At 72.3% G+C, this 25151-nt stretch carries 23 protein-coding genes and 1 pseudogene; 8 read left to right on the forward strand and 16 right to left on the reverse strand.

Annotation, left to right across the window (positions count from 1 at the left end):
• Positions 1-122: 122 nt before the first annotated feature.
• Both ACIPFH_RS31595 and ACIPFH_RS31600 read left to right on the forward strand, forming a co-directional pair.
• A complete protein-coding gene (locus ACIPFH_RS31595; protein ID WP_401831781.1) occupies positions 123-1232 on the forward strand; it encodes a DUF5925 domain-containing protein in 1110 nt (369 codons plus the stop codon).
• A 16-nt stretch (positions 1233-1248) separates the two neighbouring features.
• The gene (locus ACIPFH_RS31600) at positions 1249-2022 is read left to right on the forward strand and encodes a DUF72 domain-containing protein (protein ID WP_401831784.1); all 774 of its coding nucleotides are present in this window, start codon (positions 1249-1251) and stop codon (positions 2020-2022) included.
• Between the two features lie 37 nt (positions 2023-2059).
• Here ACIPFH_RS31600 and ACIPFH_RS31605 read toward each other — a convergent pair whose 3' ends face one another.
• The gene (locus tag ACIPFH_RS31605) at positions 2060-2428 is read right to left on the reverse strand and encodes a GntR family transcriptional regulator (protein ID WP_356256506.1); all 369 of its coding nucleotides are present in this window, start codon (positions 2426-2428) and stop codon (positions 2060-2062) included.
• A 96-nt stretch (positions 2429-2524) separates the two neighbouring features.
• Between ACIPFH_RS31605 and ACIPFH_RS31610 the strand changes: the two genes are divergently transcribed.
• Together ACIPFH_RS31610 and ACIPFH_RS31615 are read left to right on the forward strand one after the other, a co-directional pair.
• Positions 2525-3454: a GNAT family N-acetyltransferase gene (locus ACIPFH_RS31610; protein WP_401831787.1), complete on the forward strand. Its 930-nt coding sequence runs from the start codon at positions 2525-2527 to the stop codon at positions 3452-3454.
• Positions 3435-3938 (forward strand): DUF402 domain-containing protein, encoded by a 504-nt coding sequence (locus ACIPFH_RS31615; protein WP_401831788.1) that lies wholly within the window; start codon positions 3435-3437, stop codon positions 3936-3938. Before ACIPFH_RS31610 ends, ACIPFH_RS31615 begins: the two co-directional genes overlap by 20 nt.
• A gap of 44 nt (positions 3939-3982) precedes the next feature.
• Here ACIPFH_RS31615 and ACIPFH_RS31620 read toward each other — a convergent pair whose 3' ends face one another.
• Entirely contained in the window at positions 3983-4597 is a 615-nt protein-coding gene (locus tag ACIPFH_RS31620; RefSeq protein ID WP_401831791.1) for a class I SAM-dependent methyltransferase, read from the reverse strand.
• 140 nt (positions 4598-4737) lie between these two features.
• Here ACIPFH_RS31620 and ACIPFH_RS31625 point away from each other — a divergent pair, with 140 nt between their 5' ends.
• The gene (locus ACIPFH_RS31625) at positions 4738-4872 is read left to right on the forward strand and encodes a hypothetical protein (protein WP_133913577.1); all 135 of its coding nucleotides are present in this window, start codon (positions 4738-4740) and stop codon (positions 4870-4872) included.
• 37 nt (positions 4873-4909) lie between these two features.
• Here ACIPFH_RS31625 and ACIPFH_RS31630 read toward each other — a convergent pair whose 3' ends face one another.
• Complete coding sequence (locus ACIPFH_RS31630; protein WP_401831792.1) at positions 4910-5371, reverse strand: GNAT family N-acetyltransferase; 462 nt, start codon at positions 5369-5371, stop codon at positions 4910-4912.
• 152 nt (positions 5372-5523) lie between these two features.
• Between ACIPFH_RS31630 and ACIPFH_RS31635 the strand changes: the two genes are divergently transcribed.
• Positions 5524-6561, forward strand: a complete 1038-nt coding sequence (locus tag ACIPFH_RS31635; protein ID WP_401831795.1) for a lytic polysaccharide monooxygenase — start codon at positions 5524-5526, stop codon at positions 6559-6561.
• A gap of 75 nt (positions 6562-6636) precedes the next feature.
• Here ACIPFH_RS31635 and ACIPFH_RS31640 read toward each other — a convergent pair whose 3' ends face one another.
• Together ACIPFH_RS31640 and ACIPFH_RS31645 are read right to left on the reverse strand one after the other, a co-directional pair.
• A complete protein-coding gene (locus ACIPFH_RS31640; protein ID WP_401831797.1) occupies positions 6637-7527 on the reverse strand; it encodes an esterase/lipase family protein in 891 nt (296 codons plus the stop codon).
• Positions 7528-7700: 173 nt separating this feature from the next.
• A complete protein-coding gene (locus ACIPFH_RS31645) occupies positions 7701-8144 on the reverse strand; it encodes a MarR family winged helix-turn-helix transcriptional regulator (protein WP_401831799.1) in 444 nt (147 codons plus the stop codon).
• 127 nt (positions 8145-8271) lie between these two features.
• Between ACIPFH_RS31645 and ACIPFH_RS31650 the strand changes: the two genes are divergently transcribed.
• Positions 8272-8646: a cupin domain-containing protein gene (locus ACIPFH_RS31650; protein WP_057602157.1), complete on the forward strand. Its 375-nt coding sequence runs from the start codon at positions 8272-8274 to the stop codon at positions 8644-8646.
• A 21-nt stretch (positions 8647-8667) separates the two neighbouring features.
• Here ACIPFH_RS31650 and ACIPFH_RS31655 read toward each other — a convergent pair whose 3' ends face one another.
• The 11 genes and pseudogenes from ACIPFH_RS31655 to ACIPFH_RS31705 all read right to left on the reverse strand — a co-directional run bounded on the left by ACIPFH_RS31655 (position 8668) and on the right by ACIPFH_RS31705 (position 24363).
• Positions 8668-9708 carry a DNA polymerase thumb domain-containing protein gene (locus ACIPFH_RS31655; protein WP_401831801.1) on the reverse strand — a complete coding sequence of 347 codons (1041 nt, stop codon included), beginning with the start codon at positions 9706-9708 and terminating at the stop codon, positions 8668-8670.
• Complete coding sequence (locus tag ACIPFH_RS31660; protein ID WP_401831803.1) at positions 9705-13271, reverse strand: DNA polymerase III subunit alpha; 3567 nt, start codon at positions 13269-13271, stop codon at positions 9705-9707. Before ACIPFH_RS31660 ends, ACIPFH_RS31655 begins: the two co-directional genes overlap by 4 nt.
• A 512-nt stretch (positions 13272-13783) precedes the next feature.
• The gene (locus tag ACIPFH_RS31665; RefSeq protein ID WP_401831806.1) at positions 13784-14866 is read right to left on the reverse strand and encodes a S1 family peptidase; all 1083 of its coding nucleotides are present in this window, start codon (positions 14864-14866) and stop codon (positions 13784-13786) included.
• A gap of 245 nt (positions 14867-15111) precedes the next feature.
• Positions 15112-15957: a slipin family protein gene (locus tag ACIPFH_RS31670; protein ID WP_401831809.1), complete on the reverse strand. Its 846-nt coding sequence runs from the start codon at positions 15955-15957 to the stop codon at positions 15112-15114.
• Between the two features lie 200 nt (positions 15958-16157).
• Positions 16158-17069 (reverse strand): S1 family peptidase, encoded by a 912-nt coding sequence (locus tag ACIPFH_RS31675; RefSeq protein ID WP_356260651.1) that lies wholly within the window; start codon positions 17067-17069, stop codon positions 16158-16160.
• A 265-nt stretch (positions 17070-17334) separates the two neighbouring features.
• Positions 17335-17445 (reverse strand): annotated as a pseudogene (locus ACIPFH_RS31680) (DUF1684 domain-containing protein); the annotation flags it as partial.
• 213 nt (positions 17446-17658) lie between these two features.
• Positions 17659-19041, reverse strand: a complete 1383-nt coding sequence (locus tag ACIPFH_RS31685) for an NtaA/DmoA family FMN-dependent monooxygenase (protein WP_401831811.1) — start codon at positions 19039-19041, stop codon at positions 17659-17661.
• Positions 19038-20111, reverse strand: coding sequence for an LLM class flavin-dependent oxidoreductase (locus ACIPFH_RS31690; RefSeq protein WP_401831812.1), 1074 nt, complete (start codon positions 20109-20111; stop codon positions 19038-19040). The genes ACIPFH_RS31685 and ACIPFH_RS31690 overlap by 4 nt, the downstream gene beginning before the upstream one ends.
• Positions 20112-20154: 43 nt before the next feature.
• Positions 20155-21939, reverse strand: a complete 1785-nt coding sequence (locus ACIPFH_RS31695) for an FAD/NAD(P)-binding protein (protein ID WP_401831815.1) — start codon at positions 21937-21939, stop codon at positions 20155-20157.
• A gap of 432 nt (positions 21940-22371) precedes the next feature.
• Complete coding sequence (locus tag ACIPFH_RS31700; protein WP_401831816.1) at positions 22372-22968, reverse strand: GTP-binding protein; 597 nt, start codon at positions 22966-22968, stop codon at positions 22372-22374.
• 189 nt (positions 22969-23157) lie between these two features.
• Complete coding sequence (locus ACIPFH_RS31705; protein ID WP_401831819.1) at positions 23158-24363, reverse strand: DUF5685 family protein; 1206 nt, start codon at positions 24361-24363, stop codon at positions 23158-23160.
• Positions 24364-24674: 311 nt separating this feature from the next.
• Here ACIPFH_RS31705 and ACIPFH_RS31710 point away from each other — a divergent pair, with 311 nt between their 5' ends.
• Positions 24675-25112, forward strand: coding sequence for a cell division protein SepF (locus ACIPFH_RS31710; protein ID WP_401831822.1), 438 nt, complete (start codon positions 24675-24677; stop codon positions 25110-25112).
• The last annotated feature ends 39 nt before the right edge of the window (positions 25113-25151 follow it).

Here is a 25151-nt window from a genome sequence, read left to right on the forward strand (position 1 = left end):
TCGGGACCACGCACGACGGTCCGGACCCGTTCCACGCGTCCGGCACACCCGACACACCGGGCGTACCTCGCGCAGTGCGGAAACCGGGTGCGGACGACGCCCTTGTGCCGGATCATGGCGGCATGTCCGCACCCCCGCACGACGCACTGCCGATCCGGCTCAACGTGGACGACTCCGACTCCCCGTCCGATGTCGTCGACGCGCTGTTCCTCGGCCGCTTCGCGACGGGCGAGCAGCCGTACTCGCACGCGGTGAACATCGACCGCGTGCGCTCCGGCGCGACCCTGCTGCCGCCGCACGCCCGCGTGTTGCGCGTCGCCCGCGACGACGACCGCAGCGCCACCCTGGCCGAGGGCGACGGCTGGACGCTGCTGATCTCCCGCTGGAACCGCGGGGCGGACGTCACCGTCACCGCGACCACCGCCGAACTGGCCGCACAGGTGCTCGACCAGGCCACCGACGGGGCGGCGGACGAACCCGAACCGCAGCCGGAGAACGTCACCATGGGCTTCTGGTACGTCTCCCCGCGGCGCGGCCCGCACCGCACCACCCGGCAGATCTCCGCCGGCACCTGGGACGAGGTGCGCCCCAACTACACGGCGCCCGTCGCCGAGGCGATGGACCAGCTGATGGGGACGACCCCGGAGGACATCGCCGGCCGGCTGCTCCTGCTGCACGGCCCGCCCGGCACCGGCAAGACCTCGGCGCTGCGCACCCTGGCCCGGTCCTGGCGGGAGTGGTGCCAGGTGGACTGCGTCCTCGACCCCGAGCGGCTCTTCTCCGACGTCGGCTATCTGATGGACATCGCGATCGGCGAGGAGGACGCCGCCGGCAAGGGCCGCTGGCGGCTGCTGCTCCTGGAGGACTGCGACGAGCTGATCCGCGGTGAGGCCAAGCACACGGCGGGCCAGGCCCTGTCCCGGCTGCTGAACCTCACCGACGGTCTCCTCGGCCAGGGCCGCAACGTCCTGGTCGGGGTCACGACCAACGAGGACCTGGAGCGCCTGCACCCCGCCGTCGTGCGCCCCGGCCGCTGTCTGGCCCGCATCGAGGTCGGCCGGCTGACCCACCGGGAGGCCGTGGACTGGCTCGGCAGGGAGGCCGTCGGCCAGGAGGAAGCCGTCGACCGCGAGGGCGCGACGCTCGCGGAGCTGTACGCACTGCGCCGGGGCACGTCCCCGGCCTCGCTGCCGGAGCCCCGGGGGCGGTCGGACGCGGGACTGTACCTGTAGGTGTTTTGATGGAGGTATGACGCTGTACGTCGGCACGTCCGGCTGGCAGTACAAGGACTGGAAGGGCATCCTGTACCCGGCCGACGTGCCCGTGCGGCGGTGGCTGGAGGAGTACACCGGGCACTTCGCCACCGTCGAGATCAACAACGCCTTCTACCGACTGCCGTCGCGGGAGACGTTCGCGTCCTGGGCCGAGCGCGTCCCGCCGGACTTCGTGGTCGCGGTGAAGGCGAGCCGCTATCTGACCCACATCAAGCGGCTGAAGGAACCGGAGGAGCCGGTACAGCGCCTGATGAGCCACGCGGCCGGCCTCGGCGCCCGCCTCGGCCCGGTGCTGCTCCAGCTGCCGCCGACGCTGCGGGCCGACGCCGGGCTGCTGGACGCCTGTCTGTCCGGCTTCCCGCCGGGTACGCGCGTCGCGGTGGAGCCACGGCACCCCTCGTGGTGGACCCCTGAGGTGCGGAAGGTCCTCCGCTCCCGGGGCGCGGCCCTGTGCTGGGCCGACGTCCTCTCCCGCCCCGTCACCCCGCTGTGGCGCACCACCGACTGGGGGTACGTCCGCTTCCACCAGGGCCGTGCCCACCCCTGGCCGCACTACGGCCGCCGCGCCCTGGAGACCTGGCTGGACCGCATCGCGACGACCTGGCCGGGCGACGCCGACGTGTACGCGTACTTCAACAACGATCCCGGCGGCGCGGCGGTGGAGAACGCGGCACTGTTCGGGCGGACGGCGCAGCGGGCGGGGCTGCGGGTGACGCGCACGCCGGGCGCGCTCGCCGCACCTCGCTGAGCACCGCCGCAGTGCACCGCCCGCAGTGCACCGCTGATCACTGCTCGTAGGCCGCCCGCAGGGCGTCCCGTACGGCGGCCGAGGCCTGCTCCTCGGTGAGTCCCAGCCGCAGCACCCGCTCGGCGTAGGCCTGCGCGGCACCGGCCGCCTCCCGCTCCGCCGCCGGTCCGGAGGCGGCGACGAACGTGCCGTTGCGCCCCCGGGTCTCGATCACCCCGTCCCCCTCCAGCGCCCGGTACGCCTTGGCGACGGTGTTCGCGGCGAGGCCGAGCGACTCGGCCAGCCCCCGCACCGTCGGCAGCCGGTAACCGACCGGCAGCGCTCCCGACCGCGCCTGCTCCGCGATCTGCGCCCGCACCTGCTCGTAGGGGGCGGCGCTCTCATCGATGTGGATCTTCAAGGTCACGGCCCGATTGTCCCGCACCCGCCGGAGGACGGGAGGGCGGACGGGCGCCGAAAATGGGAGGCATCCGGGCGCCGCCCGACCGTAGCGTGAACTCACATGACCGTCATCGTGCGCGATCTGCACCCCGCCACGCCCGCCGACATCGAGGGCTTCATCCGGGTCCGGCATCTCGCCCTGCCCTACGTGTTCTTCAGCCCGGCCTCCGTGCTGCACGGCCTCTCCCTGGCCCACTCCGACGCCCACGCCCGCAAGCTGGTCGCGGTGGAGGACGGCGAGATCATCGGCACGGCCCAGGTGGCCCTCGCCCATGACAGCCCGGCGCCCGGCCAGGGGTCCCTCAACGTGTACGTGGATCCCGCGCGCACCGGACGCGGCGCGGGCACCCTGCTGGTCCGCACCGCCGAGGAGCATCTGGCGGCGCACGGCGCGGTGAAGCTGTTCGCCTGGGTGCTGGACGAACCGGCCTGCCGCGCCTTCGCCGAAGGACACGGCTACCGGTCGAGCCGCTCCGCGCACTTCCTCCGCCTGGACCTGGCCCGCGCCGCGCTGCCGCCGCTCCAGGATCCCCCGCCCGGCGTCGAACTGCGCACGGCCGCCGACTTCGCCGACGACCCGCGCCCGCTGTTCGCCCTGGACGCGGAGGCGGGTTCGGACGAACCGGGCGACATCGCCACCGAGTTCACCGACTACCGGGCCTGGGTCGACGAGCACTGGAGGCATCCCCATCTGAATCCGGCGCTGACCTCGGTCGCCGTGGCCGACGGCCGCCCCGTCGCGTTCAGCGTGGCCCACACCCACGACGCCGGCAGGTACACCACCGGCATGACCGGCACCGCCCGCGCCTACCGGGGCCGGGGCCTGGCCAAGCTCGTCAAGAACGACTCGCTGCACCGGGCCCGCGCCGCGGGGTACACGCAGGCGTACACGGGCAACGACGCGGACAACGAGCCGATGCTCGCGATCAACAAGTGGTTCGGGTACGAGATCCGCGCGACGGAGGTACGGCATGTCCGAGAACTCGGCTGAGTCGACGCGCCCAGTGGACGTCGTCCTCGTCAAGGGCGGCCGGACGAAGATCCGTTACGCGGCCGAGCTGCTGTCCGACGACGGCACCCGCATCGCCGTGCGCGCCCCCTGGGCCGGTGCCGGCGTACGCGACTTCGGCTTCGTACGGTTCGAGGCGGGTGACGTCTTCACCGAGTACTACTGGCGCGACCGCTGGTACTCGGTCAAGGAGGTCCGTGACGCGACGGGCGCGCTGAAGGGCTGGTACTGCGACATCACCCGCCCGGCCACGCTGTCCGGGGGCGAGCTGGTCGTCGAGGATCTGGACCTGGACCTGTGGCGCTCCGCCGACGGCACGGACGTGCGACGACTGGACGAGGACGAGTTCGAGGAGAGCGGGCTGGCCGGGCGGGACCCGGCGGCCGCGACAGCCGCCATGACCGCCCTCGACGAACTGGAGGTGTTCGCCACCACCGAGGGCGGCCTGGAGTCACTGCTGACGTGAGGGGACGGGGCGCCGACGTGGCCGGCGCCCGCGTCGCCGGGTGTTCACACCGTCGCCACCACCGCGTACCGCTCGTCCGGCACCGGCCCGCCCCACAGCCGCGCGTCCTGCGACAGCCGCTCCACGCGCGTGTCGTCGGTGAGCGGGGCCAGCAGGGCGGTGAGCCGGTCGGCCGGTATGCCGACCGGGCTGACGGTCCCCCACACGCCCTCGACCAGCACGAGCCGCCCTCCGGGGCGCAGCAGACCGCGCCAGTGCCGCAGGACCCGCGCGGGGTGGGGCAGGGTCCACAGCAGGTGCCGTACGAGCAGGGTGTCGAAGCGCCGCTCCCCGACCGGGGGCGCCGCCGCGTCACCGACGAGGAACACGGCGTCACACCCGGCGAGTTTGGCACGAGCCAGGTCGATCATGGCCGGCGACAGGTCGACTCCCGTCACCCGGTGTCCCTGCTCGGCCGCGAGGAGCGACAGGCTGCCGGTGCCGCAGCCCAGGTCGAGAACGTCACAGGCGCGCTCCGGCAGCCAGGCCCGCAGCCTCCGGTCCCAGGCGGCGCGCACCTCGGGGTCGCGCAGACCGTGGTCCGGTTCCTCGTCGAAGGCGGCCGCGGCCGTGTCCCAGTCCACACGCGGCGCAGTCGTTTCGTCACTGTTTTCACTCATGTGCCCAAGAGTGACACCCACCACTGACACTCGAATCGTGACAGCCGCCACTGACAGAACTGCCGCCGATGAGGAAGTCTCCCCGAAAGGGTCTACCTCCGTGAGATCGCGGAACACGGTAGTTCCTGGAGGAGGCAGCCATGCGCCGTACGACCGTGCAGAAGCCCCTGAAGAAGACGGACTCCCGCCGGATCCGCGAAGAGGCCGACGAACGGCCCGCCGGACGCCCCGAGGTGCGCAAGGACATCGCCCGCACCTGGTGGCCGGACGGCTGACCGCCGCCTGCGTCGCCTCCCACCCGTCGAGCCGCGCTCAGCCGAGCCGCTTGCGGTAATGGATGCGGTCGTACGGTCCGTCCAGGCGCCGCTCCACGAACTCGTAGCCGTACTTCGGGTAGATCTTCTGGTTCTCCCACATCAGCGCGTTCGTGCAGAGCCGTACTTCGGGCAGGCCCAGCGCACGCGCGCGTGCGTCCACGAAATGCAGCAGCCGCCGCCCGACGCCCTTGCCGTGGGCGTCGGGGTGGACGGCGATGCTGTCGAGGTACAGGTGGTCCGGGAACGCCTCGATCACCACCAGGCCGACCACCGTGTCGTCGTCCGGGTCGCCGGTCACGAAGACCTTCCCCGCGGCCACGTTCGCCGCGTGGTCCGCCTCCATGGGCTGCGGCGCCCGCCCGATGCGCTCGATGTAGCGCGTGTACGCCGCGTCCGTCACGGCCTTCACGGCCGGTACGTCGGCCGCCGTGGCGGGCCGGATCTCCTCGCTCGTCATGCCGTGAACGCTACCTACCTGATCGCAGTCTCAGCGCTTCCTTAAGGCCACCCTAAAGATCGGCTGGGATGGTCCTCAGCAGGTGATTTCGCGGTTTCTTGGTTCCGGCACACATCAGGCCACCACCTGTTCCGGTTCCGAGGAGTTCCCCCATGCCCGCACGCCGCAAGGCCGCCGCCGTCGCCGCCGCCGTCGGACTGGTCCCGCCGGCCCTGGCCGTGCTGTCCGCCGCGCCCGCGGCCGCGCACGGGTCGATGGGTGATCCGGTCAGCCGGGTCGCGCAGTGCTACGCGGAAGGTCCGGAGAGCCCGGAGTCCGATGCCTGCAGGGCCGCGGTCGCGGCGGGCGGGACGCAGGCGCTGTACGACTGGAACGGCGTCCGCATCGGTGACGCGAACGGGCGCCACCAGGAGCTGATCCCGGACGGCCGCCTGTGCAGCGCGGGCAACGCGGAGTTCAAGGGCCTGGACCTGGCCCGCGCCGACTGGCCGGCGACGAGCGTGCGCAGCGGCTCGTACACCTTCAGGTACCGCGTGACCGCTCCGCACAAGGGCACCTTCAAGGTCTATCCCACCAAGGCCGGTTACGACCCGGCCGAGCCGCTGGGCTGGTCCGACCTGGATCTGGAGCACCCGGTGGCGACGGCCACCGACCCGGTCGCCTCGGGCGGTTTCTACACCTTCTCCGGTTCCCTGCCCGAGCGTTCGGGCCGGCAGCTGTTGTACGCGATCTGGCAGCGCTCGGACAGCCCGGAGGCGTTCTACTCCTGCTCGGACGTCACGTTCGGTGGCACGGGCACAGGCACGGGATCGGGTTCCGCGCCGTCCGCCTCCGCGCCCTCCGAGGAGCAGATCGAGGACGGCGCCGACAGGTCGACGATCGAGCACCACGGTCACGGGGACGACGACGCCGCCACGACGACGGACCCGGCCACCGAGCCGTCGTCCACGACCGGGCCGTCCTCCGCGGCGGAGCCGTCCGCCACGGCCGAGTCGCCCTCCGGCGCCAACGAGCCGAGGGCGGCCGGTGCCGGCTCGGATTCCGGCGAAAGCCTCGCGGAGACCGGCGGCGACGGCAGCGCCCCGTATCTCGCGGTGGGCGGCGCGGCCGTCCTGGCGTTGGGTTCGGCGCTGCTGTTCGGGTCGGTGCGCCGGCGGGCGACGAGCGGCGGCGGGCGGCACGGGCGCTGATCCGCCGGTTCCCTCAGGACTCCGGGGCCTGACCGGCGGCTCAGGTCGGACAGGCCCCGGCGGAACACCTGCGCGTCAGCTGAAGACGGACGCGCAGGTGGTGGCGGTGGCGTGGGCCGGGTCGAGCGCGTTGGCCACCTCGTGGAAGGCGATCCGGTCGAACAGACCGATCGCCACGTGCTCGGAGAGGTCCAGCGGACACAGGTCCTGGAGCAGGACGTTGCGCACGTTTGATCCGCTGAGGTACTGAGTGCGCCACGGCGTGGCCACTTCGTCGTACTTGGTGGCGATGACGGTGTAGCGGACGCCGGCGACGGTGTCGCCGCCCGCGTTGAGTTGGGCGAGGAAGGCCGACCCGGTGATCTGGTCGGCGAGGCCGGGGGTGGCGGCCGAGAGCAGGTCCTCGGCGCCCGGGAAGTAGGGCAGCAGGTTGGTGAGTCCGCCCAGTGTGGTGCCGTGGTTGTCGGGGGCGATGCCGACGAGCGCGTTGACCTTGGCGGCTCCGCCGAGGAACTTCAGGTAGTAGCGCGGCATCATGCCGCCCTGCGAGTGGCCGACGAGGTCGGCCTCGGCGGCGCCGGTCGCGGCGAGCACCTTGTCGACGAAGGCGGAGAGCTGCGCGGCCGACTTGTCGATGGGGCCGAGGCCGTTGAAGAGCGGGACGCCCGGCAGTTGGCCGTAGTCGACGGAGAAGACGCAGTATCCGCGGACCGTGAGGTAGGGGGCGAGGGCCAGCCAGTTGTCGATCGAGTTCCCGAACGTGCCGTGTACGAGGACGACGGGGCGGGGGTGGGCGGCGGAGGGCTTGCAGCCGTAGTCGTTCCAGCCGCTCGCCGAGGCGGCGGCGGTCGCGGCGGTCGCGGTGGCGGCGGAGTCGGCGTGGGCGGCGGTGGCGGGGACGGTGGCGGCCGTGGCGGCCAGCAGCAGTGCGGCGAGTGGTCCGAGCACGCGCTTCCAGGGCAGCATCGGGTGATCTCCTTGCGGCTCAAGGGGAGGTGCGATGGCCTTACGCCCTGTGACCCGGATCACGAGGATGCTGTTCACTTGTCAAGTTACGGGCGAGTAGCTGAACTGTGAAGTTACGCGTCAGTAAAAACTTTCAGTGGTAGTCACGGACGGCCGGGACCACTGATATGACGTCACCAGGCGGGCCGGATGGGGCCATTGGGGGCAATGCGCGCCAACTGGGCGCGCAAAGCCCCCACTTCACCCTCACCGAGCACGTCGGTCCACGCCCGCACCGCCTCGGCGGCCGCTTCCTCCGCCGCCCGGGTGCACTCCCAGCCGCGCTCGGTGAGCACGATCAGCCGGGCCCGCGCGTCCTCGGGGTGCGGCCGGCGCTCGACGAACCCCTTCCGCACGAGTTCCTCGACGAGCTGACTGGCGGCCTGCTTGGTGACTCCGAGGTGGACACCCAGCTCGGTGACCGTGGCGCCGTCCGGGGCGAGCCGGGTGAAGGCGAAGCCGTAGGCGGGCCGCGCCTCGAATCCACGGGCGACGACGCCGTCGTTGATGCGCTGGGTGAGCTCGCCCGCGGCGGCGAGCAGGACGGCGGTCAGGGCGAGGGCCTCGGAGTTCTGCACGCCTGCATTGAAACATTCTTGACAGATTGGTCAAGCAGCTTGACCATAGAGCTAGATGGTCAAGCAGGTTGACCATTCTTTGGTTCATTTCTCCACACCGTCCGGCAGAAGCCGTCAGGAGGCCACCGTGCCCGTCATCCGTTCGTCCGACGCCGTCACCCACGAGATCCACGGCGCCCGCTTCGTCTCGTACGCCACTCCCCGCACCGGCAGCAAGGAGCTGTGCGCCTGGCGGGGCGAGATCCCCGCCGGGACGAAGGCTCCCGCGCACACCGTCAACCGGGAGGAGATCTTCCATCTGCTCGTCGGCGAGCTGATCCTCACGCTCGACGGCCGCGCCGAGCGGATCAGGGCCGGCGACACGGTGATCGTCAACCCGGGGGCGACCCTGGCCGTCGAGAACCCGACCGATCACACCGCGCTGTCCTGGGTCACCACCTCCATCGGCCTGGAGGCGGAGCTGGCCGACGGAACCCGGATCACTCCCCCGTGGGCCAACTGATCCCGGTCCGGCCGCCGCCCCTCACGCCGCCAGCGTCCCGGGTTTCACCGCGCCCGGCCCGAACTTCGCCCGCACCCGGTCGGCCACCTCCTCGATCCGGCGGAGCTTCTCGTCGACGGGGTCGAAGGTGAGCTGGCGGGAGGCCTGTTCGGCGGGAAGGAGCCCCTCGGCGCGCAGGGCGATCGCACGGACCCGGGCGCGTTGCAGACCGAGGGCCTCGTACAGCCCGTACGCCGTTCTCGTCAGGGCCGCCGAGTGCGCGGTCGGCTCCCCGAGGGTGCGGCTGCGGGTGGTGGAGGCGGGGGTCCCCCCGCCCGATCCCGCTCGAGAGCGGGGGAGGTCGGCGTAGCGCACGGTGAGGGTCAGGGTGCGGCAGACCTTCTCCATGGCACGCAGCCGGGCGCCCAGTTCCCCGGCGGCCGAGAGGAGCGCCCGGCGGTGCCGGTCGGGGTCCAGCTCGTCCCGCTCGAAGGGTCGCTCGGTGGCCAGCATGGGGGTCCCCCCGCTCGAGCGAAGCCGGGAGTGGGGGAGGGATACGGCGTTCGGGACGACCCGGCCGCGGTCGACGCCGTTCGCCTTCTCGTGCAGTTCCCGGCCCGCCTTCGCGCCGACCAGGCGCTGCAGCGTGGACAGGGGTGCGGCGGCGACCCGGCCGAGGGTGTCGAGGCCGTACTCGCACAGGGTGCGGGCGGTCGCCGTACCGACACCGGGCAGCGCGACGACGGGCTTGTCGGCGAGGAACTCCCGCACCCCGCCCTCAGGGACCGCGCACGTCACGCCGGGCCGGGCGTTCCGCAGTGCCGTGCGGGCCGACAGCGGGCCGGGGCCGGCGCCGATCACGCAGTCGACCCCGTGCAGCGCGAGCGCGCGCACTCTGATCACCGACGCCAGCTCGACCGCGCTGCGCCCGAAGTACCGTTCGGCGCCGCGCAGATCGGCCAGCGCCCCGTCCGGCGGCAACGCCTCGACGACCGGTGTGAACTCCTCCAGCAGCCCGAGCAGCCCCGGCAGGGCGGCCTCGCGCGTCGGAGGCAGCTGGAAACGTACGCAGAGGATGGTCATCCCGCACTCCCCGGACTCTGGTGCCACAACTTCCTTCCCACCGCGGGCCCTTCTCCCGCGGGGCGCAGATCGGCCCAGGGGTGCATCTCGTACCCCGTGGGCAGGTGGATGCGACGCCGTTCCCTCGCGTCCTGGGCGGCCGAGCCCGCCGGTGCGGGCAGCCCGTCCGAACCGGCGAGCCGGCTGCGCGCCGGGCCGTCGCCGTCGGCGCCCGCGTCGGGGGCTCCGCCGGGGTCGGCCAGCCGGGCCGCGACCCCTTCCAGCCCCTCCTCCCGGCGCACCTCCAGCAGTTCGGCCAGGTTCCAGGCGGCGGCGCCCACCACGCTGAGGCTGCGCGGGCCGCGCCGCTGGACCACCCCGCGCACCAGCAGCAGCCAGGAGTGGAAGACGGTGTGCGCGCAGGCGTCGTGGGAGTCTTCGAAGAAGGCGAGGTCGACCAGGCCGGTGCCGTCGTCCAGGGTGGTGAAGACGACCCGTTTGCCGGACCGGATCGGCGGGGTCTGGGTGGCCGCCTTGGCGCCCGCCACGAGGACCGTCTCGCCGTGCCGCGTCTCGCGCAGTCGGCGCGCCGACACCACGCCCAGTTCGTCGAGGAAGCCGCGGTGGTCGTCCATCAGATGGCGTGAGGCGTCCATGGACAGCACGCCCAGTTCGGCGCTGAGCTTCTCGGCGGAGGACAGGTCCGGCAGTCCGGCCGGGTCGGTCTTCCGGCCACCCGCCAGGGGGAGTTGGCCACCGCCCGCACCCCGGGCGCCCCGGTGCAGTTCGGTCAGGTGCAGTTGCAGGTCACGCCGGTTGGCGCCGAACGCGTCCAGCGCGCCGACCTGCGCGAGCCGTGCGGCGAGCGGACGGCTCGGCCGGGCCCGTTCCCAGAAGTCGAGCAGCGAGGCGTACGGCTGCCCGTCCGCGATCCGTGCCGCCTCGGCCTCGGTGATGCCGTACACGTCGGACAGGGCGAGCCGCAGTCCCCAGGTCTTCGAACCACCTGCCGGGTCCTCTGCCGGATCCTCTGCGGATTCCCCTGCGGATCCCCTTGAATCAGACACCAGTTCGATACGGTGGGCGACCGCCGACCTGTTCACGTCCAACGGCAGCACCGGCACCCCCCGCCGCCGCGCGTCCGCCAGCAGCAGCCGCTTCGGATACATCCCGGGGTCGTGCGTGAGCAGCCCCGCGTAGAAGGCGGCCGGGTGGTGCGCCTTCAGCCACGCGGACTGGTAGGTCGGCACGGCGAAGGCGACCGCGTGCGCCTTGCAGAAGCCGTACGAGCCGAACGCCTCGACGATCCCCCAGGTCCGCTGAATCGTTTCCGCGTCATATCCGCCGGCCGCCGCGTGCTGCGCGAACCACACCTTGATCCGCCCCTGCGACTCCGGGTCCGACAGCCCGCGCCGGATCCGGTCCGCCTCACCGCGCCCGCAGCCGGTCATGACGGCGACGATGTCGATGATCTGTTCGTGGAAGACGACGACCCCGTAGGTGTCCCGCAGCGACTCCTCCAGGTCCGGGTGCGGATACCGGATCGGCGCCCGCCCGTGCCGCGCCTCGATGAACGGCCGCACCATGTCGGCGGCGACCGGACCGGGCCGGAAGAGGGAGATGTCGACGACGAGATCGTGGAAGGTGGCCGGCTGCAACCGCCCCACCAGGTCCCGCTGTCCCGGAGACTCGATCTGGAAGCACCCGAGCGTCTCGGTGGACCGGATGAGCCGATACGTCGCCGGGTCGCCGCCCTCCAGCGTGTCCAGGTCGATCCGCTCGCCCGTCGCCCGCGCCACCTCGGCGACCGCGTGCGCCATCGCCGACTGCATCCGCACGCCCAGCACGTCCAGCTTGAGCAGTCCGAGGTCCTCGACGTCGTCCTTGTCGAACTGGGCCATGGGAAACCCCTCCCCGCTGGTCGGCATGACCGGCGTGCGGGAGAGCAGGGAGGCGTCGGAGAGGAGCACTCCGCACGGATGCATGGCGACTCCGCGCGGGAGGGCGTCGAGGGCCTCGACCAGCTCCCAGAGCCGCCCGTACCTCTCCTTCTCCCCCGCCAGCGCCCGCAGTTCGGGCAGTTCCTCCAGCGCCGCGCGGGCGTCGCGCGCCCGGATGTGCGGGAAGGACTTGGCGATGCGGTCGATGTCGGCCGGGTCCATGGACAGGGCCGCGCCCACGTCCCGGACGGCGTGGCGCACCCGGTACGTCTCCGGCATCGCGACCGTCGCGACCCGCTCGGTGCCGAACCGGTCGATGATCGCCCGGTAGACCTCCAGCCGGCGCGCGGACTCCACGTCGATGTCGATGTCCGGCAGCACGACCCGCTCCTTGGACAGGAAGCGCTCCATCAGCAGCCCGTGCTCGACCGGGTCGGCGTTCGCGATGCCGAGCAGGTGGTTCACCAGCGATCCCGCGCCGGAGCCGCGGGCCGCGACCCGAACACCCATCTCCCGTACGTCGTCCACGACCTGAGCGACCGTCAGGAAGTACGAGGCGAAGCCGTGGTGGGCGATGATGTCCAGCTCCCGGTGCATCCGCTCCCAGTAGGCACGCTTCCCGGAGTACCCGCGCCGCACCATCCCGGCCGCCGCCCGGGAGGCCAGCGCCCGCTGGGCGGTGCGCCGGCCCGCGCCGACGAGGTGCGGCTCGGGAAAGTGGACGGCGCCCATACCGAGATCGTCCTCGGGGTCGACCAGGCACTCGGCGGCCGTCGCCCGCGTCTGTTCCAGCAGGTGGCGCGCGGTGTCGCGCCGGTAGCCCGCGGCCTCGACGATCCGCTCGGCCGCGCCCAGCATCGCGCTCGCGTCCTTGAGCCAGGCCTCCCCGGAGTCCAGGTCCTTCGTCGGGTCGACGGGGACGAGCCGGCGGGCGGCGTCCAGGACGTCCGCGACCGGGCCCTGGCCGGGGTCGGCGTACCGGACGGCGTTGCTGAGGACGGGCCGGACCCGCTGTTCGGCGGCGAAGCCGACGGTGCGGGCGGCCAGCCGCAGGGAACCGGGTCCGGTGCCGGTGCGCCCGTGCCAGACGGCCTCCAGGCGCAGGGCGTCGCCGTACACCTCCCGCCAGGGGACGAGGAGCTTCGCCGCGCGGTCCGGACGGCCGGCGGCGAGCGCGCGGCCGACGTCGGAGGCGGGGCCGAGCAGGACGCTCAGGCCGGCGCCGTGGTTCTCGGCCCAGGACAGCAACGGGACGCCCTCGCCCTCGTGCGCCGCCGTGACGATCCGGCACAGGTCGCCCCAGCCGCGGGCGCCGTCGCGGGCGAGGAAGGTGACGCGTGGCGCCGACTCGTCGATGAACGCGCCGCCGCGCACCGGGGTGCGGCGCCTGTCCCGTCGTACGGACGCGTCGCCCTGCGGCCGCTCGGGGGACGCCACCGCCAGGTCCACCCCGAACAGCGGGCGCACGCCCGCCTTCGCGCAGGCCTTGGCGAAGCGGACCGTGCCGGCGAGGGTGTCGCGGTCGGTGAGGGCGAGGGCGTCCATGCCCCGCTCCGAGGCGCGCTCGGCCAGCCGCTCCGGGTGCGAGGCGCCGTAACGCAGGGAGAACCCGGAGACGGTGTGCAGATGCGTGAACCCTGGCATCCACACCTCCATAATCGAACATCAGTTCCCAGCTCCCTCACCCCCACCATAGACCAATTCCCGAACATCTGTACGACAACCGTTCGGGCGCCTCCCACCTGCGCAAACACCCCGCCCTCCGGACCGTGGGGACATGACACAGACCACCGGCGCCGACACACCCGGCGGCTCCCCCCTCAGTGGCCCTACCCTCCCCAGCGGCCCTCCCCCGCTCGTCCGCTCCCCCGCTCGTCCGCTCACCCGCTCGCCCGCTCGCCCGCTCATTCGCTCGCCGGGGAGCCTCGCGGCCTGCCGAGGGCTGGGCGCACTGATCACCTTCCGGGAGGCGCTCGGTCCGGCGGCGCCGCGGACGCGCCCGGCACGGCGCACGCCATGATCGCCCCGCCGTGCCGCGATACGCCGTGGGGCGCGGTGAAGGCGCCCGAGAGGCACCGTGAGGCACGCGTGAGGCACGCGAAAGGTCCCGCCCCTCGCGCGAGGGGCGGGACCTGCACCGGTGTCACGTCAGCGTGTCAGCCGATCTGCGTCCCCGTCGCCGACAGCGCCTCCGTCACCGGCTGGAAGAACGTCTCCCCACCGGAGGTGCAGTCGCCGCTGCCGCCCGAGGTCAGGCCGACGGCGCTGCTGCCCGAGAAGAGGGAGCCGCCGCTGTCCCCGGGCTCGGCGCAGACGTCCGTCTGGATGAGACCGTTGACGATGTCGCCGTTGCCGTAGTTCACCGTGGCGTCCAGGCCGGTGACCGTGCCGGAGTGCACCTGGGTGGTCGAGCCGCTGCGGGTGACCTTCATGCCGACGGTGGCCTCGGCGGCGCCGGTGATCTGCTGGGCCGAGCCGTTGTAGAGGTCGACCTCGCTCGGGTGGTCGACGTCGGCGGTGTACTTGACCAGGCCGTAGTCGTTGTCCGGGAAGCTGGACACCTCGTTGGCGCCGATCTCGGCGCCGGAGGTGTCCGACCAGGTGGAGATGGCGTCGGTGCAGTGCCCGGCGGTCAGGAAGTACGGCTCGCCGCCCTTGACCACGTTGAAGCCGAGGGAGCAGCGCCCGCCGCCGCCGGTGATGGCGTCGCCGCCGGCGATGAGGGGCTTGAACTCCCCCTTTCCGCGCTGGAGTTCGGCGACCTGACCGAGCCCGTCGACGACCTTGGTGAGCTTGGCCCACTCGGCGTCGGAGACGGTGCGGTCGGCGGTGACGACGACCTTGTTGGTGGTCGGGTCGGTCACCCACGCGGTGCCCGGGACGGACGCGTCCGCCTTGAGCGTCGTACGGGCGCCGGTCAGTTCGGCGAGGGAGTTCTCGACGATTCTGGCCTTGGCGCCGGCCGCCTCGACGGTCTTCGCGGCGGCCGCGTCGAGGACGTTCACCACAAGGCTCGCGCTCTTCGCGTCGTAGTACGTGCCCGCCGCGTCGGTGCCGAGATCCCGGCCGAGCGTCGAGGCGAGCTTTCCGGCCGCGAGGGCCGAGAGCGGGGTGGGCCGCGGGCTCTTCGCGGGCTCACTGGCGTTCGCAGTCTGGAAGGTGACTCCGGCCGCGACCAGGGCGGCGATGCCCGCGCCCGCCATGACCGTCCGCCGCCCGGATATACGTCGGTGCTTCAACTCGCGTCCTCCTGTGGGGGTTCGGCCCGGGCGGTCGTGGGGGCCGCTCCGGGCCGGAAGGCTGGTTGACGGGCGCTTACTCTTCCGAACCGCACAGGGAGCACACAAGGTCGACTTCAGGACGCGCACAGGGTGAGCACCGCGCGCCCTCCGCGCCTTCACCACCCCGGGCCGTCGGTCGGCCACCGCAGGAAAATTCGCACTGCAAACGCTACGCGTGAGTAACCACTCACGCGGTGGTAGGTCTAGTCCTGGCTGGAACCCGACTCCGCTTCGGTCGGTGAAGGTGTCGAAGTCGTCGTGGGTGTGGAGGACGTCGGGGGAAGCGGTTGCTGCTGCGCCCGCTCCAGGAACCTCAGCAGTTCCACCGGGAACGGCAGGACGAGCGTGGAGTTCTTCTCGGCGGCGACCGCCACCACCGTCTGCAACAGCCGCAGCTGCAGCGCGGCGGGCTGCTCGGACATCTCCTTGGCGGCCTCGGCGAGCTTCTTCGACGCCTGGAGTTCGGCGTCCGCGTTGATGATCCGCGCCCGCCGCTCACGGTCGGCCTCGGCCTGCCGGGCCATCGAGCGCTTCATCGTCTCCGGCAGGGACACGTCCTTGATCTCCACCCGGTCGATCTGCACGCCCCACTCCACGGCCGGACTGTCGATCATCAACTCCAGGCCCTGGTTGAGCTTTTCGCGGTCGGAGAGCAGATCGTCCAGGTCGCTCTTGCCGATGATGGACCGCAGCGAGGTCTGCGCCATCTGCGAGACGGCGAACCGGTAGTCCTCCACCCGGATCACCGCCTCGGCCGGCGAAGTCACCTTGAAGTAGACGACGGCGTCCACGCGCACGGTGACGTTGTCCCGGGTGATGCCCTCCTGCCCGGGCACCGGCATCGTGACGATCTGCATGTTGACCTTCCGGAGCCGGTCGATGCCCGGAAGGATCAGGGTGAGCCCGGGCCCGCGCACCTCGGGCCGGAGCTTCCCGAGCCGGAGGACCACGCCCCGCTCGTACTGCTTGACGACCCGCGCCGCCGCCGCCACGTACACCGCTCCGGCGGCCACGAGCGTGACTCCCGCCGCCATCAGCTCCTCGACCATGCCGGCCCCCAAGGGTCCACAGCACTGCCACGCATCACTGCCTGTACTCCGACGGTAACCCCGTCCCCGGGCAAGAGCGAGCCCCCGCACGCCGGTTGCGTACGGGGGCTCGCCCGCGATCGGCCACAGGCCAGGTGGAGCGGTCCGGCGCGAGGACTCGTGCGCCGGGGGGCTCCCGCGCGGGGACTCCTGCGCGAGGACTAGAAGACGCTGACGCCGTAACGGCTCAGGGCCTCGGTCACGGGCTGGAAGAAGGTCGTACCGCCCGAGCTGCAGTTGCCGCTGCCACCGGAGGTCAGACCCAGCGCGACTCCGCCGGAGGTGTAGAGCGCTCCGCCGGAGTCGCCGCCCTCGGCACAGACGTTGGTCTGGATCATCTGGTAGACCACGTCGCCGCCGCCGTAGTTGACGGTGGCGTTCAGGGCGGTCACCCGGCCGGTGTGGATACCGGTCGTGGAGCCGTCCCGGATGACCGACTGGCCGACGGTGGCGTTGCCGGCGCTGGTGATGTCGGTGTTGCCCGCGGTGCCCGCCTTGGCGACCGAGGTGTTGGTGTAGCGGACCAGCGCGTAGTCGTTGGTCGGGAAGCTGTAGCCGGAGTTCGTCCCCAGCACGGTGGTCTGACCGGAGTTGGAGTACCAGGTCGAGGCGACCTCGCCGCAGTGCCCGGCGGTCAGGAAGTAGTAGGTGCTCCCGCTGACGACGTTGAAGCCGAGCGAGCAGCGGTAGCCGCCGCCGTAGATGGCGTCACCGCCGCCGATCAGCTTGTTGAACCTGCCCGGGGTGTGCTTGATCGTGAGCGCGCCGGCGTTGCTGCCCGCCTGCTCCTTGATCTTCGCGATCTCGGCGTCCGAGACCGTGCTGTCGACGGTGACCATGAGGCGGTTGGTCTTGGCGTCGACCGCCCAGGCGGTGCCCGGGATGTCCGCCTGGAGCACCGAGTCTCCGGCGCTCTTCAGTTCGGCGCTGCTGAAGGTGGCGGTGTCGGCCGCGCTCGCGTGGGGGATGGCGATGGCGGCGGCGGCCACGAGTCCGGTGGCCACGGCGGTCAGCCGGGTCCGTCTCGAGATACCGCGTGTGGGGGTGGTGGGGGTGGTGCGCTTGATCCTCACGTTTCGTTCCCTCCCAGGGGAAGTCGGGGGCCCGTGGTGTGGGGTCGGGGCCCGTGAGGCGCAGTCAGGGACCGACGTTCGTCCGGATTTCGGACACGCCGTGGCCCTGACAAGCGCTGAGGGGGAGTATTCGGCCGAACGGCCGGTCGGCGCAAGGGCGCCTTTCGGCCGTCAGGCCTTCAACGAACTGCGTGAGTTGAGCCCTCTTGCAGCCTCTTGCCCCAGCTCAGACCAGGTTGCGCTCCCCTGCCTCGACCACCACGTCCTATGTGTTCCCCGGCGGCGGGGCGGGGCAGAGGAAAGCATCCACAAAGGCGCACGGAGGCAGTACGGCCCGGGTGAAGTCGACCGTCGTGCGTCCGTCCGCGTCGGGTGCGCCGGAGTGCCCGGCTGAACGGCTTCCCGTCCACGCTCGGCCCGTCGGAGCAGGCCGCGGTGAGCACCACGGCGTCCTCTTCGGCCACCCAGGTCCCGGGGTGGCCGGAAGTCGGCCGTCCGGAAGGTCCTCGAGCCGGGAGTCCGCCAGGCCGTTTCAGGCGGCCTACCGGGCTGCCGGGCTACCGGACTACCGGACTACCGGACTACCGGACTACCGGACTACCGGACTACCGGCCTGCCGGGCTACCGGGGCGGGCAGGCCCAGGTGTGAGCGGAGGGTGTTCCCCTCGTATTCCGTACGGAACACGCCACGCTCCTGGAGCAGCGGCACCACCCGGTCGACGAACTCGTCGAGCCCGCCGGGCGTGAGATGGGGTACGAGGACGAAGCCGTCGGCGGCGTCCTCGCGCACGAACTCCTCCAGTTCGGCGGCGACCGCCTCGGGCGTGCCGATGAAGGACTGGCGGGCGCTCGTCTCGATCACGGTCTGCCGGATGGACAGCCCCTTCTCCTGCGACAGCGCCCGCAGCTTCTCGGCCGTCGCGACGGTGTCGCCGCGCCGGTTGCGGCCCGGCGTGAGCTGCGGGTCCGCCACCGGATCGACCTCGGGCAACGGCCCGTCGGGGTCGTACGCCGACAGGTCGACGCCCCAGATCCGCTCCAGGGCGAGGACGGCGTTCTGCGGGGAGACCTGCTGCCGTCTGATCGTGGCGGCCCGCTCCTGCGCCTCGGCGGCGGTGTCGCCGAGGACGACGGTGACGCCGGGCATGATCTTCAGATCGCCGGGATTGCGGCCGTACTTGGCCAGCCGTCCCTTGAGGTCCGCGTAGCGGGCCCGCCCGGCCTCCAGCGTGCCGTGCCGGGTGAAGACGACGTCGGCGGTGGCGGCCGCGAACTCCCGCTCCTCCCCGGAGCCCCCCGCCTGGATCACCACAGGGTGCCCCTGTGGCGAGCGCGGCAGGCCGAACTCTCCGGCGATGTCGAAGTGCCGGCCCCGGTGCGCGAACGGCCGGGACACCCCGTCAGGTGTCCAGGAGTCCCACAGCTCCCGTGCGGTGGCGACGAACTCGGCGGCCCGGTCGGACCGGTCGGCATGGTCGAGGTGGGCCCCGCGGCGGAAGTTCTCGCCGGTGAAGGCGTCCGAGGAGGTGACCACGTTCCAGGCCGCCCGGCCGCCGCTGAGGTGGTCGAGCGTGGCCAGTCTGCGGGCGAGTTCGAACGGCTCGTTGAAGGTGGCGTCGACCGTGGCGGCGAGCCCCAGGTGCTCGGTCACGGCGGCGAGCGCGTTGAGGACGGTGAGCGGCTCCGGGCGTCCCACCACGTCCAGGTCGTGGATACGACCCTTGTGTTCGCGCAGCCGCAGCCCCTCCGCGAGGAAGAAGAAGTCGAACAGACCGCGTTCGGCGGTCCGGGCGAGGCGCTCGAAGGAGGAGAACTCGATCTGCGACCTGGCGTCGGAGTCGGCCCAGACGGTGGCGTTGTCGGCGCCCGGGACGGGGGTCCCCCCGCTCGGGCGAAATCGGGAGTGGGGGAGCGCGGCCAGGTGGAGGTGCTTGCCGGGCGACCCGGGGCCGCGCGGTTCCCGTCCGCTCATGCCGCTCCTCCCGCGTACCGGTTGGCGGGCCGGGCCAGCCCCAGATGCTCGCGGAGTGTGCTGCCCGGGTAGAAGGTGCGGAACAGGCCGCGGTGCTGGAGCAGCGCCACCGTGCCGTTGACCAGCCGTTCCAGGTCGCGGCGCGGTTCGACGGGGATGAGGTGGAAGCCGTCGGCGGTGCCGTCCTCGTACCAGGAGGCGATCAGGTCGGCGAGGTCCACGGGGCCGCCCCGGTAGAGCGGGCCCTGCGCGGTCGGCCGGGGGCCGCCTCCGCCGTGGCCGGGTTCGGCGGCGTGCTCGCCGTCCCCGAGGTCGATCAGCAGACTCACCAGGACGAGCAGGGAGTTCGGGTCGCGCCCCGATCTGGCCGCGTCGGCCCGGAGTTCGGCGCGGATCTCACGGGCCTGCGTGGAACTCGCCGCGCGTACGAGGGCCACGTCGGCGTGGCGGGCGGCGGTGGACCGGGCGGGTCTCTCGGTGGCGTCGACCACGCGCACGGGGTGCCCCTGCGGAGGTCTCGGCACGGTGGAGGGGCCCTTCACCGAGAAGGCAGAGCCGGTGAAGTCGACGTGGTGCAGCTTGTCCCGGTCGACGAAACGGCCGGTCGGCACGTCCCGTATCTCGGCGCCGTCCTCCCAGCTGTCCCACAACTTCGCCGCCACGTCGGCGACTTCACCGGCCTCCTGCCACAGGGCGTCCAGCGGCGCGGAGTACCGGCGGCCGAAGAGACGGGCCTCTCCCTCGGTGGTGGAGACGTCCAGCCGCCAACCGGCCCGGCCCCGGCTGACCCAGTCGAGGGTGGCGACCGTGGCCTGGACGTGGAAGGGCTCGGTATGGGTGGTGGTGAGGGTGGGCACCAGTCCGACGCGTTGCGTGGCGGGTGCCACCCGGGACAGCACGGCCGACGCGTCGGGCCCGGGCCGGGCGAAGGTGTCGTCCAGCGTCACGAAGTCGAGCCCGCCGCGCTCGGCGAGCCGCGCCAGCTCGATGTAGGGACCGGCGTCGTACATCCCGGGCTGGTCGACGGCGGCGGCCAGGTGCAGCGGGCCCCGGCCGTGCGATGAGGTCATAGGGGAGAACCCTTTCTTCCATGACGCTTCGAAGCGGAGCGGTTCACCCGACGGCATCGGCGCCCAGGTCCCGCAGGAACACCAGGGCGGCGCGGGCGGTGGCGTCGTTCTGCCGGAACGCGGGGCCGCCGGTGCGCGGCCGGGTGAACGCGCCCGCCGTACGGCCGTCGGTGTGCGGCCCGAGCGCGAAGCGCCGTGGGTGCGGCCGGCCGGACCGGTCCAGGACCCGTCCGTCGGCCGGGTCCACCCGCAGCAGCCCGTCCGGGGTCTCGCCGGCGCCTTCGGTGTGCAGCTCCCGCAGCAGTGGGTCGAGGGCGCGCCGGAGTGTCGGCTCCGGCAGCCGGGCCTCCACCAGCGCCCGCGCCTCGACCGAGAAGCCCGGCACGGTCGTGCTCGACGCCCGGAACACCCCGTCCCGCGCGTGCACGGCCATGCCGGCGCCGACGAACTTCAGCACCCCCGCCCGGGACAGGGCGAGCAACTGTCTCAGCCGGGGTCCGGGCGGCCCTGAGGCGAGGTAGCTGAAGAACCCGTGCCACCAGGAGCCGATGTCCCCGAGCCGGACCAGCTGCCCGTACACGGACAGCAGCCCCAGAAAGACGGCCAGATCGGTGCTGTGCGCGGCATCGTGACGGCGACTCAGGTCATCCGCCACATAGCCGCGCAGCCCTTCCTGGAACTCCTCGAAGGACCCGTACGTCACCCCGTCCAGCGGCCGGTCGATCGCGGCCAGGTCGAGCCGGTCGCGCGGGTCGGGCACGGCGGACGCCACCAGGGCCTCCCGTTCGGCTCCCTCGGACGCGGCCCCGTACTTCTCCTCGAAGTCGGTCCAGGCGATCGCGGTCCGCTCGGCGTGGGCCGTGAACAGCCGGTGGTAGTGGGCGAAGCCCAGCTCCTTCTCCACCAGCGGCCACACGTCGCGCCGGAAGTCGAAGCCGCCGGGCCGGGCAAGCAGCCCGTCGATCTCGGCGGGCCCCAGGAACCGGGGCAGCGGCGGCCGCTCACCGGTCCAGTCGTAGCCGATCTTCGAGTGGTACGGCACTCCGCGCCGTGAGCCGACGTACAGCACCGGCTCCCGCCCCGAGGGCACGTACGTGTCCCCCTCGTACCGGCCGCCGCGCCCCTCGGTGAGCAGCACCATCAGGTCGACGAAGGCGAGCCCGAAACCGCGCACCAGCACGGGTTCACCGGCCGGCAGCGCGGACAGGTCGCTGTCGGCCGTGAAGTCGGGCGGCAGGTGGACGAGCCCGTGCTCGCCCGCGTAGGCCGCCAACTCACGCTGCTCCTGGTCGAGTTCGGCGTCGAGGTGACCGAGAGCGAGGACGACGAGATCGGCGCTCAGGGGTCGGTCTCGGCCTTCCAGCCATACCTGCTGGCGCCCGTCCCGGGGGCCGCTCACCCGCAGAGCGCGCCCGGGATGATGGCGGACGGTGATCTCCGGGGGCAGCGCGGCCACGGCCTGCTCGTGGACCCAGCGCAGATAGGAACCCTGGATCTGCCGGTCGGCGAAGGTCTGCCCGTCGATGCCGGCCCACTCGTGCAGCGTCGGTCCCGGCCGCACCGGTCCGGCCATCTCCACCGTCTCGTCGGTGTACATGGTGACGTCCTCGGCGTGCGAGTTCATCCACAGCAGCGGCGACTGGGCGGCACGCCAGATGCGTCCGGCGCCCGGCGGATGCGGGTCGACGAGATGGATCTCGAGCCCCGAACCGGCGTACAGCTCGGGCGCGTTGGCGGCTATCCGCTCGATGAGGCCGGTCCCCCGCGGCCCGGCCCCGACGATCACGAGGGTGGCGGGGGCTGCGGGGTCGAGGGTTTCGGAAGGCATGCGAAGGCTCCGTGACAGCTGGGATCGAACACGGGTAGGTGCCTTCACACACCGAATGAGAAGCGCGCCGCGCGGCGCAGATACGGCCTAGCCCCTCAGCAGAGCCGTGCAGCGAGAGTACGTGGGCGTTTCCCCTCACTGTCAAGGCCGTCCACACTGTGAGCGGTACATCTCAAGTCGGTTGACGCATAACCGGAGACCTGTTCCACTTGGCCCCATGCATCCGCAGCAGTGTCTGGTCACCCGCTCCCACATCGACTTCGGTCGCGTGTGGTCCTGTTCCTGTTGAGCTGACCCACTGCGGCCCCCGCTTCCGGGGTGCCCTGCTCCGCGTTCCGCCTTCGCCCAGCTCCGCCTTCACATGCGCGCCTCCCCCTCACCCCGCGCACTTTTCCACCGTTTTCGCCTGACCTCACACCTGCCCTGCGGCGATCAGCACGCCCCGACCGCCCTCCGCCCCGGAGCGGCGCGATACCCGACCACCCGGTCCATCAACGCCCCCAGCACGTCCCGCACGGAGCCGCGCTCTCGCGCGTCACACTCCAGCACGGGCACCTCGGCACTCAGCCCCAACGCCGCCCGAACCTCGTTCAGTTCGAAGTGCTCGGCCCCGTCGAAGCGGTTCACCGCGAGGACGAACGGCGCTCCCCGGGCCTCGAAGTAGTCGACGGCCGGGAAGCACTCCTCGATCCGCCGGGTGTCCGCGAGGACCACCGTTCCGAGCGCGCCCTCCACCAGGTCGTCCCACAGGAAGGAGAAGCGGTCCTGGCCGGGAGTGCCGAACAGATACAGCGCGATGGCCGGATCGAGCGTGATCCGTCCGAAGTCGAGCGCGACCGTGGTGGTGGTCTTGGACTCCACGCCCACGAGCGAGTCGACCCCGACCGACACCTGGGTGATCGGCGCCTCGGTGTCGAGCGGGTCGATCTCGGAGACGGCCCCGATGAAGGTCGTCTTGCCGACCCCGAGCCCGCCGCTCACCACGATCTTCACGGCGAGCGGAACGGTTTTGTCAGAGCGCCCGGGCATGATCATTGATCCTTTCGAGCATCCGGAGCGGTGGCTCCGCGGGTGGCCGGCACGCGAACGGCCGACCGCCGGTGACGATGGACGGCCGTACGAAGTCCGCGTCCTCGACCAGAGATACGTTCCGGGGATGCCCGTCGCTCACCGCGGCGCCCCACACGAGGCGCCGGGGGCCGAAACGGTGACGCCGCGTCAGCAGGAGCAGTCGCAGGAGCAGCACTCACAGCACTCGCAGCACTGACACCCGTCGCAGCAGTCGCAGCAGTCGCAGCCGTCGCTGCACCAGCCCTCCCGCTTCTTCCGCGACCAGGGCCCCTCGAACTCGTCGGCGCAGCAGACCTTGCAGGTGCAGCACAGTCCGAGCGCCACCGCGCACCCGGCCCAGAAGCCCCGCTTCCCGGGCCGCGGCGGCTCACCGCCGAAGGGGTTGCCCCCGTAGGGGTTGCCGGGCACGTGCGGATCCACCGGCCCCCGCGGGGCGTACGGGCCGGTCGGCGGCCCGAAGGCACCCTCCGCCCCGTGCGCGTGTCCGCACGACTGCGTCCCGAACGCCCGGTCGACCGACCGCTCCAGCTCGTGCGCCAGCAGCAGATGCGCGAGCCTGCCGTCCACGAACGCGACATCGCGCAGAGCGAGCCGGATGCCGTGCAGGGCGTCGTCGGCGAGCCGGCGGGCCTCGGCGAGCGGGGTCCCCGTGGCCGTCAGCGGGTTCCAGGCGCCGGCCGCCGCGTCGGACTCCCGGTCCTCGACCGCGTCCAGCAGATGCGCCAGCCGTCCGAAGAGGCGGCCGGCCTCGGCGAGCGGCGCGGCGTTGCCCGGCCGGCCCGCCAGGACGGCGGTGTGGGCGAAGGCGGCCGCGGTGGCGGTCTCGGTCGGTTCGGTGACGGCCGTCAGCGAGGTGCCGGGCCCGGCGAGCGCCTCGATGCCGACCTGCCGGTCCACGGCCTCGACGAGGACGGCGGTGTCGAACCCGACGGCCGCCCCGCCGCGTTCCCCGGCGCGCCCCCAGCTCGCGGCGACCCTGCGCGCGGCGACGGCGACGGGCCGCCGCGCCAGCAGCCCGTCCCCGTCGGCGACGTGGTCGCGCACCTTGGCCGAGGCGAGCACCAGCGAGACGGCGGCCGCGAGGCGGGCGCCCTCGCCCTGCGCGACGGACGCGGTGCGCATCCCGCGCAGCGGGCACGGCCCCGCCGTGCGCCGCCACCCGTCGGCCGTGACCCGGGGCGCCTGAGCCTCCGTCAGAACCGATACGAGCAGCCCGTCGTAGTTGGTGACCACCCGCGCGAACTGCCCGTGGTCGCCGCGCAGCGCGAGACACAGCCCGCACAGGTGGGCCATCCACTGGGTCTTGAGACCTTCTCCGAGCCGGTGACTGCACGGCCTGACGATTCCGAACACGACAACCCCCGTCGTCCTTGGGACATTGAGCTGCCGCATGCTATCGACCGATTGTCACGCCGGTTCGTGGGTACCTGGTTCACCCGGACGCACCGTCCGTCACCCATCCGCCACGAAGAATCATATTTCACTCACAGTCAGCAGTCGTATGCGGTACGACCCTTGGGAGACGCGGGCTCTCGACGTATGCGCTGTGCACCAGTACCGTCACAAACCCCCCGCGCGGCGTCTATCCACTTGGCGCGACATCCGCATCATGGACGACCATGGGGATGCGGAAAGCAGAAAGACCGCTGTGAGAGGAGGCGTCCATGGGATCGGTGCGCAAGGCGAGTGCCTGGCTTGGCCTCGTCGACGACAACGATGACGAGCGTTACTACGACGACGACTATTCCGAGGGGAACGACTCCGGCGACGCCTGGGTCACCGACCCCCGCGTGAAGGTGGCGACGGACACGGCCGAGGAGAAGGGCCGCCGGATCGGCACCGTCACCCCGGACAGCTTCCGGGACGCGCGGGCGATCGGCGAACTGTTCCGCGAGGGCGTGCCGGTCATCATGAACCTGACGGCCATGGAGGCCGGCGACGCCAAGCGCGTCGTCGACTTCGCGGCCGGGCTGATCTTCGGCCTGCGGGGTTCGATCGAGCGGGTGTCCACCCGGGTGTTCCTGCTGTCCCCCGCCAACACGGAGATCGTGAACGGAGACCCGTCCGCGCATCGGACGGACGGTTTCTTCAACCAGAGCTGAGGCAGGGCCGCTCACCGGCCCTGCCCCGGCCCCCGGGCC

It is taken from the genome of Streptomyces sp. NPDC088157 (assembly GCF_044741545.1).
In the GTDB taxonomy this organism is placed as follows: Bacteria; Actinomycetota; Actinomycetes; order Streptomycetales; family Streptomycetaceae; genus Streptomyces.